At 68.1% G+C, this 17161-nt stretch carries 13 protein-coding genes and 1 tRNA gene; 9 read left to right on the top strand and 5 right to left on the bottom strand.

All coding sequences use genetic code 11. From position 1 onward, the window contains the following. Positions 1-76: 76 nt before the first annotated feature. The 4 genes from NDI76_RS09755 to NDI76_RS09740 all read left to right on the top strand — a co-directional run bounded on the left by NDI76_RS09755 (position 77) and on the right by NDI76_RS09740 (position 5605). Positions 77-2194 (top strand): alpha-amylase family glycosyl hydrolase, encoded by a 2118-nt coding sequence (locus NDI76_RS09755; RefSeq protein ID WP_310923819.1) that lies wholly within the window; start codon positions 77-79, stop codon positions 2192-2194. A 4-nt stretch (positions 2195-2198) separates the two neighbouring features. Continuing rightward, a complete protein-coding gene (gghA, locus tag NDI76_RS09750; RefSeq protein WP_310923818.1) occupies positions 2199-4676 on the top strand; it encodes a glucosylglycerol hydrolase in 2478 nt (825 codons plus the stop codon). A gap of 171 nt (positions 4677-4847) precedes the next feature. Beyond that, the gene (locus NDI76_RS09745) at positions 4848-5090 is read left to right on the top strand and encodes a hypothetical protein (RefSeq protein WP_310923817.1); all 243 of its coding nucleotides are present in this window, start codon (positions 4848-4850) and stop codon (positions 5088-5090) included. A gap of 17 nt (positions 5091-5107) precedes the next feature. Then, positions 5108-5605 (top strand): HPP family protein, encoded by a 498-nt coding sequence (locus NDI76_RS09740; RefSeq protein WP_310923816.1) that lies wholly within the window; start codon positions 5108-5110, stop codon positions 5603-5605. Between the two features lie 4 nt (positions 5606-5609). On the opposite strand, the gene NDI76_RS09735 is transcribed toward NDI76_RS09740, so the two are convergent. Next, on the bottom strand, positions 5610-7985 hold the full coding sequence (locus tag NDI76_RS09735) for a DEAD/DEAH box helicase (protein WP_310923815.1): 2376 nt from the start codon (positions 7983-7985) through the stop codon (positions 5610-5612). A gap of 119 nt (positions 7986-8104) precedes the next feature. On the opposite strand from NDI76_RS09735, the gene NDI76_RS09730 reads away from it, so the two are divergent. The 3 genes from NDI76_RS09730 to NDI76_RS09720 all read left to right on the top strand — a co-directional run bounded on the left by NDI76_RS09730 (position 8105) and on the right by NDI76_RS09720 (position 10465). Continuing rightward, positions 8105-8530 carry a DCC1-like thiol-disulfide oxidoreductase family protein gene (locus NDI76_RS09730; RefSeq protein WP_310923814.1) on the top strand — a complete coding sequence of 142 codons (426 nt, stop codon included), beginning with the start codon at positions 8105-8107 and terminating at the stop codon, positions 8528-8530. Between the two features lie 2 nt (positions 8531-8532). After that, positions 8533-9015, top strand: a complete 483-nt coding sequence (locus tag NDI76_RS09725) for a GIY-YIG nuclease family protein (RefSeq protein WP_310923899.1) — start codon at positions 8533-8535, stop codon at positions 9013-9015. Positions 9016-9340: 325 nt separating this feature from the next. Further along, positions 9341-10465 carry a pyridoxal phosphate-dependent aminotransferase gene (locus NDI76_RS09720; RefSeq protein WP_310923813.1) on the top strand — a complete coding sequence of 375 codons (1125 nt, stop codon included), beginning with the start codon at positions 9341-9343 and terminating at the stop codon, positions 10463-10465. Positions 10466-10510: 45 nt separating this feature from the next. On the opposite strand, the gene NDI76_RS09715 is transcribed toward NDI76_RS09720, so the two are convergent. After that, positions 10511-13639 carry an FAD-binding and (Fe-S)-binding domain-containing protein gene (locus NDI76_RS09715; RefSeq protein ID WP_310923812.1) on the bottom strand — a complete coding sequence of 1043 codons (3129 nt, stop codon included), beginning with the start codon at positions 13637-13639 and terminating at the stop codon, positions 10511-10513. A gap of 192 nt (positions 13640-13831) precedes the next feature. On the opposite strand from NDI76_RS09715, the gene NDI76_RS09710 reads away from it, so the two are divergent. After that, entirely contained in the window at positions 13832-14125 is a 294-nt protein-coding gene (locus tag NDI76_RS09710; RefSeq protein ID WP_310923811.1) for a PRC-barrel domain-containing protein, read from the top strand. A 64-nt stretch (positions 14126-14189) separates the two neighbouring features. On the opposite strand, the gene NDI76_RS09705 is transcribed toward NDI76_RS09710, so the two are convergent. Then, positions 14190-15641, bottom strand: a complete 1452-nt coding sequence (locus tag NDI76_RS09705; protein ID WP_310923810.1) for a DHH family phosphoesterase — start codon at positions 15639-15641, stop codon at positions 14190-14192. A gap of 180 nt (positions 15642-15821) precedes the next feature. Here NDI76_RS09705 and NDI76_RS09700 point away from each other — a divergent pair. Beyond that, a tRNA-Lys gene (locus NDI76_RS09700) sits at positions 15822-15895 on the top strand. Between the two features lie 257 nt (positions 15896-16152). Here the strand turns inward: NDI76_RS09700 and NDI76_RS09695 are convergent. Beyond that, on the bottom strand, positions 16153-16497 hold the full coding sequence (locus NDI76_RS09695) for a DUF7999 family protein (protein ID WP_310923809.1): 345 nt from the start codon (positions 16495-16497) through the stop codon (positions 16153-16155). A 124-nt stretch (positions 16498-16621) separates the two neighbouring features. Then, positions 16622-17110: an Lrp/AsnC family transcriptional regulator gene (locus NDI76_RS09690; protein WP_310923898.1), complete on the bottom strand. Its 489-nt coding sequence runs from the start codon at positions 17108-17110 to the stop codon at positions 16622-16624. Positions 17111-17161 lie beyond the last annotated feature (51 nt).

The raw sequence follows: 17161 nt of genomic DNA, 5'->3' as shown, positions 1-17161 counted from the left end.
GGCCGAAGGATGGGCAAAGGCAAAGTCCCGACGGGTATTTGCTCCCTTCATGCACCATCCCGGCCCGCCCCGGTTCATGGCCGTCGGTGAGACTGTACAGCTCGCACCCAGAGACCCCGACCCCGACGCGACCTACCGCTGGCACCTGAAGAGTGCGCCCGTCGGGAGTCAACTCGAACTCGCTGACGACGAGGACGTGGTCTCCTTTTCGCCCGACACCTCGGGGACGTACGTGCTCGAACTCGACGCGCCCGACGGGACGCACACGCTCACCGTCCGCGTCTTCTCCGGCGAACTCGCCCCCGTCGGCGCCGGCGGCGGCGCCAGCGGGATGAGCGGAATGAGCGGGATGAGCGGGTCGGCGCGCCCGGTCGGTGAGAGCGGCGGCGTCTCCGGGTCCGGGTCGGGCGCGGGGTCCGGCGGCGGAAAGGACGGCGGCCGACCGCGCGTCCAACTGCAGGGCAGCGTCGAGGACGACGCGTTCGTCGTCCGCGCGGACCCGCACCCCCACCCCGACAGCGACACCGACCGGGACGACATCGTCGTCGAGTTCCTCGTTGACGACCGCGACGGCGTCTCCTCGTCGGCCGTCTCGATAGACGGCTGGGAGCTCAGAATCCCCCTCTCGGCCGTCGGGAACCGCGTTCGTATCCACGGCGTCGCGCTCGCGGACGCTTACAGCGTGCCCGACACCGTGGAGTTCTCGCGCGAGCAGATGACCGACGGGGGTGAGGGCGACGAGGATTTTCGAGCCCCGTCGGAGTCCGGGTCCCAGCCCCGCTCCGACGGCGGTGAGGACACCGAAGAGTCCGGAACTTCGTCGGAACTGCGTTCCGACGGCGGTGAGCGAGTCGGAGAGTCGCGAGCCTCGTCGAAGCTCCGCTTCGACGGCGGCGAGGCGGAGGCGGTGACGACGCGCGGCGCGACCGGCGTCGTCGACCGCCCGAACGACCCGCCGGAGTGGTCGAAGGACGTGACGCTGTACGAGATTTACGTCCGCGGGTTCACCGACGACGACGAACACGACTCGGTGTTCGAGGCGTTCGAGGAGCGACTCGACTACCTGGAGGACCTCGGCGTCGACTGCCTGTGGCTCACGCCCGTCCTGCAGAACGACCACGCGCCGCACGGCTACAACATCGTGGACTTCTACGACATCGCCGAGGACCTCGGGACGCGCGAGGACTACGAGGCGTTCGTCGACGCCGCCCACGACCACGGGATGAAGGTACTGTTCGACCTCGTGTTGAACCACTCCGCGCGGGACCACCCGTTCTTCGAGGACGCCTACAAGAATCCCGACTCGGAGTACTACGACTGGTACGAGTGGCAGGACAGCGGCGAACCGGGCACCTACTTCGACTGGGAGTACATCGCCAACTTCGACTACACGAACCTCGAAGTCCGCCGCTACCTCCTCGACGCCGTCGACATCTGGGCGGAAATCGCCGACGGCTTCCGCTGCGACATGGCGTGGGCCGTCCCGAACACGTTCTGGCAGGAACTGCACGACCGGGTGAAGGAGAAGGATCCCGAGTTCCTCCTCTTGGACGAGACCATCCCGTACATCGCGGACTTCCACAACGGGATGTTCGACATGCACTTCGACACGACGCTGTACTTCACGATGCGGCAGGTGGGCGACGGCAACATGCCCGCCGAGGCCATCCTCGACGCCGTCGACCAACGCGCCGAGGTGGGTTTCCCGCCGCACGCGTCGTTCATGCTGTACATCGAGAATCACGACGAGACGCGCTACATCGTCGAGTGCGGCGACGACGCCGCGATGGCCGCCGCGGGCGCCCTGTTCACGCTTCCGGGCGTTCCGATGCTGTACGGCGGACAGGAAATCGGCCAGCGCGGCCGCCGGGACGCCCTCGCGTGGGACCACGCCCGTGAGGAGATTCGAGACCACTACAAGCGCCTCATCGAGGTCCGAAACGAGACGCCCGCGCTCGGGTACGAGGGCGTCTATCGGCGCGTCGACTACGAGTCCGACACCGACCGCGCCGTCGCGTTCCTCCGCGAATTCGACGGCGACGCCTACGTCTGTATCCTCAACTTCGGGGACGACACCGCGACGGTGACGCTGGACGAGTACGAGGTGGACTCGACGGACCTCGTCACCGGCGAGGACACCGCCGCCGCCGAGGGTCTGGAAGTCGACCACGTCGCCATCCTCCCGGTGAACTGAGGGCATGACGACCGACGCGGGCGTCCGACTGCTCGACGGACCGACCGACGAACTCCTCGCGTGGCACCGCGGGACGGCCGCCGCCCACGACGACCCCTTCGAGGCGGCCAAGCGACTCACGGACCGACTCGGCGCACACGTCGTCGACGCCGATAGGGCCGAAGAAACGCGCACCGAAATCGGGTTCTGGACGCCCGAACTCCTCGAAGCCGGAGTTCCGCCGGAGAACGTGTTCCTCGAGGTGCTCACGCCCGGTTCCGAAATCGACCCCGGCGAGACGGACGTCCGCGAGGTCCGGTTCCGCCGCGACCGCGTCCCCCTCCGCCGAGAGGGTGAGTACCACTGGGGCGTCGTCGCAGGCATGCGCGCCGGGACGCGGGAGCGACTCGGGTCGCTGTACCGTCTCGTCTACCGCGACGAGGACGGGGACGGCCACGGTGACGACGGGGACGAGTGGCGTACCGCCGCCGACCCCTTCGCGTACTCCGTCCCGTTCGGCGCGTTCGCGCCGGCCGAGTTGTACGACGTGGGGCGACTGGACGAGACGCGCGCCGACCGCGAGTACTTCCGGTCGCTCGGAACCGACGAAGAGCGCGTCTCGACGACCGACCACGACGGCCTCCCGCGCATCGACCCCGCGACGAGCGTGTTGGAGATTCACCCCGGAACCGCGACCGAATCCGGGTCGCTCGCCGGCCTCGCGGGCGTCTACGAGGAAATCGGCGAGAAACTGCGTGACGGCGACGACCTCGCCTCCTGGGAGCGCGCCTTCGCCGGTTACGACGGGATTCAACTGATGCCGGTCGAACCGCTCACCGAGAACCCCGAGACGCACGAGTTCTGGTCGGTCGAAGCGGAGAGCGACGACGAACTCGTCGCCGCCGTCGGCCGCCCGGACGCGCTCAACTGGGGGTACGACATCGTCGTCAGTGCGTTCTCCGCGCCGAACCCCGCGATTCTCGAATCGGGCCGGCCCGACGAACTCGTTGACTTCATCGCCGCCTGCCACGCCCTACCGCGGCCGATTCGCGTCGTCTTCGACGTGGCCCTCGGCCACGCCGACGACCGCGGCGCGGAACTGCTGAACGACCGCTACGTCCTCGGACCGGGGATGTACGGCAAGCACCTCGACTACACCGAACCGACCGTTCGCGCCCTCATCTTGGAGATGCAGCGCCGAAAGATGAACTTCGGTGCCGACGGTATCCGCGTCGACGGCGCGCAGGACTTCACCTCCCACGACCCCGAAACGGGCGAGATGTACCACGACGACGCCTTCCTCGCGGAGATGGACGCCGTGACGCAGGAGGTGGCGGACACCGAGTACCGCCCGTGGATGATATTCGAGGACGGCCGTCCGTGGCCGCGCGAGGACTGGGAACTCGCCTCCTCCTACCGGGCGCTCATCGAGCAGCACCCCCACTCGTTCCAGTGGTCGCCGGTCACGTTCGCGCACAACACGCCTGCGTTGCTCACCTTCTGGGCGACGAAGTGGTGGCGCGTCCGCGAAGTCGCGGAGTTCGGCGGCCACTGGCTGACGGGCGTCGCCAACCACGACACTGTGCGGAGGGGAACCCAGATAGACCCGACGGTGGCGTTCAACCAGTCGCCGGTGAACCCCTATCTCGGCGAGGACTATCCCGAAACGCTGGACGCCGCCTACGACAACCCCGCGGCGGCGATGCTGTTTCACTGCTTCCTGCCGGGCGTGCCGATGGACTTCGTCAACGCCAACATGCGCGCGCCGTGGGGGTTCGTCCGCGACACCGACCCCGAGTGGAACGTGAAGGTGGTCGCCGAGGAGGCGAACTTCCTCTACTGGCAACTACGGGAGGAGGAGTTCGAGAGTCCGACGCACTTCCGGCGCGTGAAGGACCTCGGGTTCGACTCCCTCGACTCGCTGCACTCGTTCATGGACGCCCTCGCCGGCGCCGTGGAGGCGACGGAGTACGACCTCGACGCGATGGCCGCGATGCTGTCGGCGCTGGAGCATCCCCTCGGCGGGCGCGGAGACGGGGACGAAGACCTCTCTCCGACCGACCTCGACGCCTACGCGGACGCGTGGATGCGCGACGTGTACGAGTTCGCCAACCTCTCTCACTGGCGCGACGAGCAGAGCGAGGAGCGCACGGCGAACCGCTTCGCAGTCCGGGAGTTCCGACACGACAGAGCGTGGCTTCGGGACGATTTGAGAGACGAGGACTACTTCACCTACCGCCACCCGACGGAGGGGACGGTGCTCTACTATGGGTTCCGAACCGCGCCGGACCGAGCGGAGCAACTCCTGTTCGCGGCCAACATGGAGGGCGTGCCCGTCGACGTCTCGCCGGACGCCCTCGCGGCGGACGCCGCGGAGGACGCGAACGCGCCCGAAATTCCCACGGAGGGCTGGGACCCCGCGCTGACCGCGCCGGACGTCGACGACGCCGGCGAGGTCACCCTCGCGAACGCCGACGCAATCGTCTGGCGGCGGGAGCCGTAGCACCGGAGCGACCGTCGCCGAGAAGCCGCTTTTCGACGTTCACGGACGACACGCACGGCCGAGACGTTCGAGACGTTCTCGGTTACGCGTTCATCTCGGTGAACGGATTCGCCGACGCAGCACGGACGCGACCCGCAAACCCTGAATACCCGCAGTTCAAACGGGGAGTCAGTGACAGAGACGTACGTCTGCCCGCACTGCGGCACGACCCAGGAGCGCTCGTATCGGGTCAGGCTCATCATCGTGACGTGTCCGGAGTGCGGCGAGAACGGCCGGCACGTCCACGCGTCGTACGTGGACCTGCTGGACGAGGTTCCGGAGGAGGACAAACCCGACGAGTGGTCGCGGATGCCGCTGGACGAGCGACTGTTGGACGCGGCGAAGCGCGGTATCGTCGAACTCCGATCCTCCTGAGTCTCTTCCTCGACGCGATGCCTCTCAACGGACCGACGTTCGGCCTGCCAGACCCCGTCACCGTCGGCGTCCGAGCGACGCTCCTGTTGGCCATCGCGGGGGCGACGGCGTGGGTTACCGGGATTCCGGCGCTGTTTCCGAGCCTCGGCCCCTCCGCGTTCGTCCTCGCCGTCCGAGACCAGGGTCCGACCCCCCGGACGGTTCTCGGCGGCCACGCCGTCGGTGTCGTCTGCGGCCTCCTCGCCTACACCGCCGCCGCGGCGGTGTTCTCGGTGCCGTCGACGCCGTTGGATTTCCACCCGCCGTGGCTGGTCGTCAGCGGCGTCGTCGCCGTCGGCCTCACGAGTACCGGGATGCTCGCCGTCGACGCCGTCCATCCCCCGGCGTGCGCGACGACGCTCATCGTCGCCCTCGGTCTCATGTCGACGCTGTCGGAGGCGGCGCTCGTCCTCCCGGCGGTGGCGTCGTTGCTCGTCGTCGACCGGTTCACGTCCCGGATTCACCTTCCCTTCTGACGGCTCACGCCTCCCGCCCGCTCAGCGCCGCCAGCAGGTGCACCGCCTCGGCCTTCGACAGCGGGTCGTTCGCGTTGCCGCACTGCGGCGACTGCACGCAGGCCGGACAGCCGTCCTCGCAGTCGCAGTCGCGGACCAACTCGTGCGTTCTTCGAAGGAGGGTCTCCACCTCCCCGTAGCCGCTCTCCGTCAGGCCGACGCCGCCGGGGTGGCCGTCGTAGACGAATATCGTCGAGCGGTCGGTGTGGGGATGGTGCGGCGTCGACAGGCCGCCGATATCCCCGCGGTCACAGAGAAAAGAGAGTGGGAACAGCGATATCATGCCGTGCTCGGCGGCGTGGATGCCGCCGCCGAAGCCGTACTCTCCGCCCGAGAGGTCGTACTGCCCGGCGCCGTCCTCGCGCGTCTGCTCGCCGATGGCGCGCATCTCGCGTTCGACGTCCTCGGGGACGGTGTAGTAGAGCGCCTTCGTGCGAAGCGTCGTCTCCGGGAGGTCGAGCGTCTCGCGGCCGATGGCTTCGCCCCGTTTCGGGTCGCGGCGCTCGAACCCCGTAATCCGTTTCCGCATCGTCACCTCGGCGAAGCGCACCTCGGTGTCCGGGCGGGCGTCGAGCGGTTTCGCCTTCAGGTCCGCCTCGACGGTTATCTCCTTGTCGTGCAGGACGCGCGTGTAGTAGTCCGCCCACGTCGGTTGCAGCGTCGCCACGTCGCGGCCCAAATCGAGGTCCGTCACCTCGTAGGTCTGCCCCTGGTGGTGGTAGATGGCGCCCGGATGGGCGTCCCGGAGGGCGTCCCCGAACGACAACGACGCGACGACGTCGTTCGAGCGTCCGTCGAGGAGGTCCACCTCGCGGCTCTCGATGGTCCGCAGGCTCATCTCGTGTTGGGGGCTGCCGCCCCCCGAGTGGGTCCAGCGGGCGCCCTCCGCGGTGTCGCGGCGTTCCAGCGACCCCTCGGTCTCTAGCGCCGACACCACGTCGGGCGTCGTCGGGCCGAAGTGCCGGTCGTCGTCGGGTTTCAGCCAGTTCTCGGCGGCGGCGCTGGCGACGTGTGCGGGGAGCAACTCCTCGTTCTCGGGGTTGCAGACGGCCCGCTCCGGCTCCCCGTCCCAAAATTCGTCGGGGTGGCGCAGGAGGTACTGGTCGAGTTGGTCCTCGCCGCCGACCAGCACCACGAGTGCGTCGTCGTCGCCGCGCCCCGCCCGCCCGGCCTGCTGGAACGCCGACATCCGCGTGCCGGGGTAGCCGTCGATGAGGACGGCGTCGAGGCCGCCCACGTCGACGCCGAGTTCGAGCGCGTTCGTCGACCAGACGCCCGTCACGCTCCCGTCGTGCAGGCCGGCCTCTATCTCCCGCCGTCGCTCGTGTTTCAACGCGCCCTGGTACGCCGCGACGCCCGCGGCCGCCTCGCTCTCGCCGCGTTCGCGGAGTTCGCTCGCGCTCTCGGAGGCGTAGCGCTCCGCGGCCTGTCTCGCTCTGGTGAACGCGAGCGTCTGGTGGCCCCTCGACAGGAGGTCCACGAACAGGCGCTGCGTCTCGACGTGGCTGGAACGCCGCCGGCCGCTCCCACCGCGGTCGCCCTCGTACTCCGGCGGGTTCCAGAGCACCCAGTGCGTCGCGCCGGTTCCGCTCGTGTCCTCGTCGACGAGACGGAAGGTGTCCTCCCCTCTCCCGGTGATTCGCGCGGCGTGTTCCACCGGGTTGCCGATGGTCGCCGAACAGCAGACGTACTGCGGGTCGCTGCCGAACCGCTCGCAGACGCGGTTGAGACGGCGCAGCGTCAGGGCGACGTGGCTGCCGAACACGCCGCGGTAGCCGTGCACCTCGTCTATCACGACCGTCTCCAGCGAGGAGAAGAACCACTCCCACAGACGGTGGGCGTGCGGCAGGAGGGCGTAGTGGAGCATATCGGGGTTCGACAGGAGGACGGTCGGCCCCCGGTCCCGCACGTCCCGCTTTTCGGTCTTCGAGAGGCGCCCGGTGTACTGCTTGACGGAGACGCGACTGCCGAAGCCGAGGCCGTGCGCGAGGTCCGACAGCGTCTCGTCCTGGTCGGCGACGAGGGCGTTCTGCGGACCGAGATACAGCGTCCGCCCCCCGTGGTCCATCGCTCGCTCGAACGCCGGCACCGTGTACGCGAGGCTCTTTCCGCTGGCCGTTTGCGTGGCCAACACGACGCTATCGCCGTCGCGCACGGCCTCGATGGCCTCGACCTGATGCCGATAGAGGCGGTCGATGCCGCGGTCCGCGAGCGCCGATTCGAGGCGGGGTTCCAGCGTCGTCTCCGCGAACTCGGGGTCGTGCGCCGGGACGCGCCGGTGGTCGCGTATCTGCCCGTCGTAGTACGGCCGGTCCCGAAGCCACGCGACGAGTTCGTTCACGCCGCCCCTCGGGACGCGACCGACCTGACGGTTTCGGGCCGGGGGGACGGCGCCCCCGTTTCGCCTCGGCCGCGCCCGACCCCGGCACCGTTTTGCGCCCGCGACCCCGATATCCGACCATGTCCGAGTACGAGTCGGTCCTCGTGTACGACGGCGAGTGTCCGTACTGCTCCGTCGCGGCGCGCGCCCTCCGGGAACTGGATGACGTGGGCGCCATCTCGTGGTACGACGACGCCGCGCAGGCGTTCCTCGAACGGCAGTTCGGCGAGGCACCGTTCGCCATGGTTCTCGTCGACCGGCGGGAGGGACGCGTCTACGCCGGGCGGTCCGCGGCCGAAGAACTCGCGGAGCGCGCGGGGACGCCGGGACTCGTGAGTTCGCTCGTCCGCGACAACTACGACCGTATCGCGAGGGTCGTCGGCGCGGCCAGCGGACGCGGCCGCGACCCGGACGACTACCACGAGGCGTACGACCTGACCGACGACGCGGCCGCCCGCTTCGATGCCCTCGTCGACTCCGCCGCGGAACGACCCGCGGCGCTGTGAGCGTGGTCTCGCTGCTCGACCCCAACGCAATAGCGGCGGGGACGGACTCGCTCGGCGTCGGCGCGGGCGACGCGCCGCCCGGGACGTACGCGCTGCTCTTCGAGCTCTCCGAGACGAGCGAGATAGCCGTCGGTGCGCTCGGCGCGGCGACGTTCCCGGCGGGCGCGTACGCCTACCTCGGAAGCGCGTTCGGGTCGAACGGGCTCGGCCGGGTCGCCAGACACCGCCGAGTCGCCGCCGGCGAACACGGCGTCCGCCACTGGCACGTCGACTATCTCGGCGGCCACCCGAACACCTCGCTCCGCGCCGTCGTCGCCGCACCCCACGCCGACGTCGAGTGCGACGCCGCGGCCGCGCTGAACGCCGGAGACTCGCCGCTCGCGGGGTTCGGGGCGTCGGACTGCGACTGCGAGGCGCACCTCGCGCGTCGAACCGAGTACGAGAAACTTCGCTCGGCGGTCCTGAGATACTTCGAAGGGAAATGACTGGGAGAGACTCCCAGTCGACGCGTCGGTCCGGGCAAGGCCGACGCGACGTAGCTGCCGGTTGTCAGAGGCACCCCGGCGAGATTACGTAGTGTTCTCACCGACTTATATTCATTCGTCGGGTATCTCGTCACGCACCGGTATCAGTATAAATAATTTACTTCTCTTTATATACTTCCATTCCGACTCACGGCGCCTCGGACTTCGTGGGGGAAGCCGGTTTCCGGGGACCGGTCGGCGCTCCGATACGTGTTCCGCTTCCGGTCCGCGCTCGCCCGAACGCACATCATTTTGGGGTCGACCGTCTACTGTGGGTTAACGCTCTATGTTCCCACCGCTACCGTATCTCGAGTGGATATCCGGTCGGCCGGAGGAGGCGACGTACGACCTCGGGTCGAGCGACCTGCGAACGTCGGCGCACCAGTCCGGGGTGATTCCCGACAGTCTGGCCGACCTCCCCGACCCCGACGAGGAGGTGACGCTCCGCTCGCAACTCGCCGACGAGTACGACGTCGCCGAGGAAAACGTGCTCGTTACCGCCGGCGCGACCCACGCGAACCTCGTCGCCGAGTCGGCCGCCCTCTCGGTCGCCGAGAGTGACGGCGACGGGGGCGGCAAGGAGGGAACGCCGCCGCAGGTGCTCGTCGAGAAACCGGGCTATCAACCGCTCGTCTCCACGCCCGCCGCCCTCGGGGCGCGCGTCGACCGCTTCATCCGACCGGAGGAGGGTGACGAACTCTCCGCGGACCGAATCGCGGCCGCGGTGCGGAGCAGTTTCGCCCTCGCGGTCACCTCGAACCGCCACAACCCGACGGGTCGGCTGACGTCCCGCGAACGGCTCTCGAAGGCGGCCGACGCCGCCCGCGAGGCCGGCGGGTTCCTCCTCGTCGACGAGGTGTACGGCCCGTTCGTCACCGAGAACCCGACCGACCGCGCCTTCGGCGGCGTCACCGCCGCCGGCCTCGACGGCGCCGTCGTCACCGGGTCGCTGACGAAGTTCTACGGCCTCGGCGGCCTCCGAATCGGCTGGCTCATCGGCTCCGAAGAGCTGCTCGACGCCGCCCGCGACGCGGCGTTTCACCTCCCCACCGTCGCCGAACCGAGTCGCGCGTTGGCCCGCCGCGCCCTCCACAACCGCGAGGAACTGTCGGCGACGGCCCGCGAGCACCTCCGCGCGAACCACGAACTCCTCGCGGAATTCGCGGCCACCCACGAGAAACTCTCCGGGGAGGTGTACGACGGCAGTACCTACGCGTTCCTCGCCCACGAGGACGCCGACGGCGACGAGGTGGCGGAGGCGGCGTGGGACGAGGGAATCCTCGTCGTCCCCGGCCGGTTCTTCGACGACGCCGACGGCTTTCGCATCGCCCTCGGACGCGAACCCGACCACGTCGAGGCGGCGCTGAACGCCCTCTCGGACGTGCTGGCGTCGCTGTCGGCGGACGCCTGACGTTCTCTCCGCTGTTGGTCCGTGCGCCCGCGGTTCGCCGTCCGCTCAGTCGAGCGCTTCGGCCAGCATCTCCACCGGGTGCGGCGGTTCGTCCCCTCCGTCGCGTTCGCCGAGTTGCGACCGGCAGGACGCGCCGGGGGCGACGACCACCTCTCCCTCGGAGTCGTCCACCTGGTCGTAGAGGATGCGTCCCATGGCCTTCGACAGCGAGTAGTGCTCGCGTTCGTAGCCGAACGACCCGGCCATCCCGCAACACGTCGAGTCGAGGGGGTCCACCTCGTAGCCCGCGCGGCGCAGAACACCGACGGCGTGGTGGTCCTTCTTCGTCGACTTCTGGTGGCAGTGGCCGTGGTACGTCAGCGACCGCGGCGGGGCGTCCGCCTCCAGACCCGCGTTCTCCAGGAGGCGGAAGGCGTCGAAGTACTCCATCACGCCGTAGGTGTTCGCCGCGACGGCCTCGACGTTCTCGCCGGAGAGCAGGTCGAGGTAGTCGTGCTGGAACATCACGGCGTCGGACGGTTCGACGACGACGACGCTCCAGTCCTCGCGGACGTGCGGCGCGAGGGCCTCGACGTTCTGCGCCGCGCAGTCGCGCGCGCGTTCGACGAACCCCTTCGAGTGCGGCGGCCGGCCGGACCCGGTGACGCCGTCCGGAATCCGGATGTGGACGCCAGCGGCTTCGAGGGCGCGGACGGCCGCCTTGCCGGCGTCCGGGTGGTTGTAGTTCGTGTACGTGTCGGGGAACAGGAGCACCTTCGAGGCGGCCTGCCCCTCCGACACTCGGGCACCACCACGGGAGCGAAACCAGTCGACGAACGACTCGCGGTGGAACTCGGGGAGGTCGCGTTCGCTGGCGATGCCCACCGTCTTCTCCATCACGAAGCGGGCGCCGGGCACCTTCGAGGCGAGGTTCGAGAGGGGAGCGAGGGCGCTGCCGACGGCCGACAGCGTCCCGATGTTCGCGAACATCTTGTCGCGGAGGCTGGACCCGTTGCGCCGGTGGTACTCGTGGGTCAGTTCCGCCTTCATCTTCGCCATGTCGACGCCGCTGGGGCAGTCCTTGATGCAGCCCTTACAGCCGACGCAGACGTCGAGCACCTCCTCGACGAACTCGTCGGTGAACTGCTCTTCGTCCGAGAGGTCCCCGCTCATCGCCTGTCGGAGCATGTTCGCCCGCCCGCGGGTGGACTGTATCTCCTCCTCGGTGGCGCGGTAGGTGGGACACATCACCCCGCCCGTCGTCTCCTGCGGGCCGCGACACCCCGCACAGCCGTGACAGAGTTCGGCCATCCCCTCGAAGCCGTTCTCGTTGGGCCACTCCATCGCGGGGTCGAATTCGGCCTCGAACTCGTAGTCGGGGTCGAACCGGAGGTGTTCGGTCATGTCGTGGGCGCTCCTCCCGGCCGTCCCCTCGGGTCGCTCCTCGTCCTCTTGGTAGCCGCAGACGTTGCCCGGATTCAGGAGCCAGCCGGGGTCGAACGCGGTCTTCAGATTTCGAAAGGTGCGCCAGAGGTCGTCGCCGTACAGTTTTCGGTTCCACTGCGTCCGGGCGCGGCCGTCGCCGTGTTCGCCCGACACCGACCCGCCGTACTTCATGACGAGGTCCGTCGCCTCGTCGGCGATGGCCTCGAACGTCTCGACGCCCTCGACGGTCTTCGTGCTCACCAGCGGCCGGATGTGGAGGACGCCCGGTCCGGCGTGGGCGTAGTAGGAGGCGAACGTGTCGTGTTTCTCCAGAATCTCTTGGAACTCCGCGACGTACGCCGGGAGGTTCTCCGCGGGGATGGCGGTGTCCTCGATGTAGGCGATGTGCTTCTCGTCCGTGGTCCGCGAGAGGAGGATGGGGAGGCCGGACTTGCGCATCTTCCAGAACTTCGCGCGCGTCTCGGCGTCGTGCGCCTCCATCGCCGCGACGGCGGTGTGCGCCTTCGCCGTCGTCTCCGCCGCGCCCGCCGATGGCTCGGCCTCGCTCACCCCGCCGGGCACCCGGTCGGCGACGAGGTCCGCCACCTGCTGGCGGCCGTGCTCGTCGTCCTCGGCGTAGAACTCCACGAGGAGGACCGAGTCGGTCCCCTCGGGCAGCATCCCGACCACCTCCTCGAACTCGGGCGTCTCGCCGGCGAGTCCGAGGAGCACGTCGTCCATCACCTCGACGGCCGCCGGACCGTGTTCGAGGATGGGGGCGACGTCCTCCATCGCGTCGACCACGTCGTCGTACGTCAGCAGCGCCACGGCGGCGGTGTTCGGAACGGATTCGAGCGAGACGGTCGCCTCCGTGACGACGCCGAGCGTCCCTTCCGACCCGGCGAGGAGTCTGGCGAGGTTCACCGTCCCCGGTTCGCTTTCGGGGTCGACGCCGGAGTCGTCCGGGAGGCGGCGCTCCCCGCGCATCTCGTCGACCAGCATGTCGAGGTTGTACCCCGAGACGTTCCGCTTCAGGTCCGGATAGCGCTCCGAAATCTCGTCGGCCTCCTCGTCCAACACCCGCGCAACCTCGGCGTAGATGCGCTCCTCCGTCGACCCGTCGGGGTCGCCCTCCTCGCGGAGCGTCTCGACTTCCACCTCGCCGAACGTCGTCACGGTGCCGTCGGCGAGCACCACCTCAGCCGATTCGAGGTAGTAGTCGGTCTTGCCGTACTTCAGCGAGTGCGCGCCCGTGGAGTTGTTACCGACGGCGCCGCCGAGCGCCGACTTGTCGCCCCACGCCGGGTCGGGGGCGAACTTCAGGCCGTACGGTTTCAGTTCGGCGTTCAGGTCGCCCAGTCGGACGCCCGCCTGCGCCGTCGCCGTCGCGGCGTCGGGGTCGACGTCGCGGACGGCGTCCATGTTCGTCATCAGGTCGAGGACGACGGCGCGGTTGACCGTCTGCCCGGCGAGACTCGTCCCCCCGCCGCGCGGGAGGACCGGAATCTCCCGCCTCGCGCAGTACTCCATCGTCGCGGCCACGTCGTCGGTCGACGCGGGCATGACCACGCCGATGGGCGTCTGTTCGTACGCCGACGCGTCCGTCGCGTACAGTTCCCGCGAGTAGGTGTCGAAGCGCACCTCGCCGTCGACCAGCGATTCGAGGTCGTCGACCATCCCCGGCCGCTCGACGTCGTCGTTCACGTAGTCGTAGTTCGCGTCGTCGTCCGCCGCGGGGTCGGCGAACCGCTTCCGTGAGTTCGATGCCATCAGTTGCCACGTCGTTCGACCGTTTCACCTATAAACCCCGGGACGGCGAGACCGGAGCCGAGCGACCCGAGGTCGGTTCCATCCACGGTCGAGGCCGCGTCAGACGGCCGTCTGCCGCTCTCTCCTCCGACGCCGACCCTCGCACCCGCGGCGCTACGAACAATTAAGGCGGATGGCCTCAAGAGAATCCACATGGACGGGACTCCCGAAGAGCTGACGACGCTCGTCGGGCGCGAGGTCTACTCGAACAACGGCGTCTTCGTCGGGGAGGTCGAGGACATCCGCCTCGACCTCGACCGACAGACCGTGACCGGACTCGCGCTCGGTAGACTCAACAACGAACTGTTCGGCACCCGGATCGAATCCGGAAAAGGCGTGCTGCTCCCCTACCGCTGGGTCCGCGCCGTCGGCGACGTCATCCTCGTCAACGATGTGATCGAGCGTCTGAAACACTCCGAAGAGGAAGAGGAGACGGTCGTCGCCTGAACCGGAGCGGAACTCGACTCGAACTCGGATTCGGATTCGGCCGCTCTCGCCCTCGGTTTCGGTTTTAGTTTCCGTTTCCGCTCTCGCTCTCGACGCCCATCGCCGCGAACAGTTTCTTTCGCACCGCCTCCTCGGTGAGTTGGAGTAGGGTGTCGCGGTTGTCCTCGGAGGTTTCGATGCCGGTGAAGATGCCGAGCGGAATCTCGACGTCGCCCTGCGTGGAGTGGCCGCCCGCCTCGCCGATACCCTGGAAGGCGTCCTGCAGGACGTTGCCGATGTTCATCCGGATGTCCTTCGACCGCGCCGAGAGGTAGATGTTGTTGTCGACGATGCCGAAGACGGCCGTCGTCGTCACGCCCTCCAGATTGAGGAGGTGCTGGGCCGCCTGTCCCAACGCGTCCCTGTCGCGGATGAACCCGGCGTTCGAGACGAGGTGGCTCCCCTGCACGTCGCGGTTCTGGATGGCCTCCGCGAGGACGTCCAGCGTCTCCGGCGACATCGACGGCGACTCCACCTGTTCGAGCGTGTCGTGGTCGGCGAACGGGTAGAGGTACGCCGCGGCGGTCAGGTCGGCGGGCGTCGTCTCGCGTTTGAAATCCAGCGTCTCGGCGCGGATGCCGTACAGCAACGCGGTGGCGACGGCCTCGCTGGGGCTGATGTTGAACTCCTGGATGTACTTCGTGAGGATGGTCGACGTCGAGGAGACGTTCGGCCGGACGTCGATGAACGCGGGGTCGATGACCTCGCTCGGTTCGAAGTGGTCGATGAACACGTCCACCTCCGTCCCGATATCGGGTTCGCCCGACTTCATGTGGTCGACGAGGGCCACCGCGCCGTAGGAGGCGAGGTCCGGCGCATCCGACAGTCGCAGCAGGTCGATGCCGAGGAGGTTGACGAACGCCCGGTTCTCCTGGTGGCCCATCTCGCCGTCGTAGAGGATGTCGGCCTCCACGTCGTACTCGGCGGCGATGGCCTGCAGGGCGGCGGCGCTGGCGATGGAGTCGGGGTCCGGGTTGTCGTGCGTCAGGATGGCGAGCGTCCCTTCCGTCGACTCCAGCAGGTCGGCCAACTGCCGGGCCTTGTACTCCAACTCGCCCGACTCCAAGGAGCGGAGCGCGGAGTCGGCGATGACCTCCGAGGGATTGATGACCACGTCGGCGCCGAGTTCGGCGAGTTCGTCCTCGGAGACGGGGTCGGAGGCGCGGACGACGATGAACTGCTCGCCGCCGCGCTCTCGGATGGCCGACACCGCCGCCTTGTTGGCCTCGACGTCCGAGGAGAGGATGAGAATCACGTCCCGGCCGCCGACGTCGTCCGCCACCTCGGGTTCGGAGATGTCGGTCGTCTGCGCGTTCAGGTCCTGGTCGCGGAGGGCTTCGACGCGGCTCTCGTCCTTGTCGAGAATGAGGACGTCTTTTCCCTCCTCGGTGAGTTCCTCGGCGACGGCGTGGCCGACGCTCCCGCATCCCAGAATCGCGTAGGTGGACATCGAGGAGATGGTGACCCCAGCACTCATAATTGTCACCACGTCTGGTCGGACGACACTTAACAGCACTCGTTTCCCGCAGTAGCGTCTGCGAACCGACTTGTTCGCCGACGACCCCCCGTTCCGTCCGTCGGCCGGCGTGCGCCGTTCTCCCACCGAGGGACTTAAACGAAAGGCCTTTAGTTTCCCCGCGGAAACGAACGACTGCACGGGCCGGTAGCTCAGTTAGGGAGAGCGTCTGACTCTTAATCAGACGGTCGGGGGTTCAACTCCCTCCCGGCCCGCTCACATTCTCTTCGGAATCCACACCCGCCGAGCGGCGCGACCCGGTAGCACACCTCGTTTCCGGTGAAAGGTCCGGAGAGAGCCATCGAATCCCCGATATTCGGTACTTTTGCTCTCGGAAGTTTCGAACGTGGTTTAGGCGACCGGCGACGGCATCCGTCGCCGCGAACGGCGCCGGGTAGGTCCGTCCCGTTCGCTCGACGGAGGAGTCCGGCGAAGAAGAGGGGCGAATCGAGTCGCCGTACCGACGTTCCGGTCAGACTTTGACGCGTCGCTCGCGTTCGCCGCGTTCCTCGTCGGCGCGGCGGACGTCCTCGCGATTCGAGGTCACCCTCCGCCGGGTGTGGTCGACGCCGACGAGTTCGGTGACGCGCCACGCGTTTCCGCGCGACCCGAGCGACTCCATCTTCAGGGGTACCGTCGCGCCCGCCGGAAGCCTCGACAACGTGCGCCGGACGGCCTCGCTCTCGTACTCGACCAGTTGCCGCACCTCGTTGGACGCCTCGACGCGCACCGTCATCGCACTGTGGTCGTTCATCGGCCACTCGATTCGCGCCGTCGTCGTCTCCGCGCCGGATGGGTTGGTGGTGTGAGACCACATATTGAACACCTGTCACCACACCATCTTAAACTCTAGTTTGCACCCGCTGGATTTATTATCAATTCTTGAGAATAGTCTAAACGTGTGAAGAAATATCTCGTCTCTCGGACGGGGCGCTCGGCGCTTACTCGTCTTCGAGCAGTTCGTCGAGGAGCGTCTCCAACTCGTAGTTCTGGAGGACGCGCGAACTGTCGCGGAGCGTCGAGACGACGAACGTGGAGTTGGTCCGTTCCACCTCGTCTATCTGCTCGAAGTCGGTGATGAGTCGTTCGACCATCTCCCGACCCGAGAGGTGGGCGACGACGATGAAGTCCGTTTCGCCCATCGTGAAGTACGCCTGCGTGACGCCCTCCACGTCGAGAATCTTGTCCTGGAAGGTGTGGTGGGGACCGCTGTAGTCGGTGAGCAACTCGACCAGTACGGTCACGCCGAGTCCCACCTTCTCCAGGTCGATGTCGTACAGGTCGTTCTTGATGATACCCGCGTCGCGCAGGTTGTTCAGCCGGTAGTGTATCGTCGAGACGGGGATGTCCGTCTCCTCGTGGAGTCGTTCCGGACTCCCGGTTTCGAGGTCCGAGATGGCCTTCAGCAGGCGTATATCACGTTCGTCCATGCCCAGTTGTCTCTCCATACGTCGCTCGGCGGTTGTATGTTCCGTCTTCCG

Source organism: Halogeometricum sp. S1BR25-6 (genome assembly GCF_031624495.1).
GTDB classification, from domain to species: Archaea; Halobacteriota; Halobacteria; order Halobacteriales; family Haloferacaceae; genus Halogeometricum; species Halogeometricum salsisoli.
Note: the sequence above shows the minus strand (reverse complement) of the source record. Positions and strands in the feature narration are given on the sequence as shown.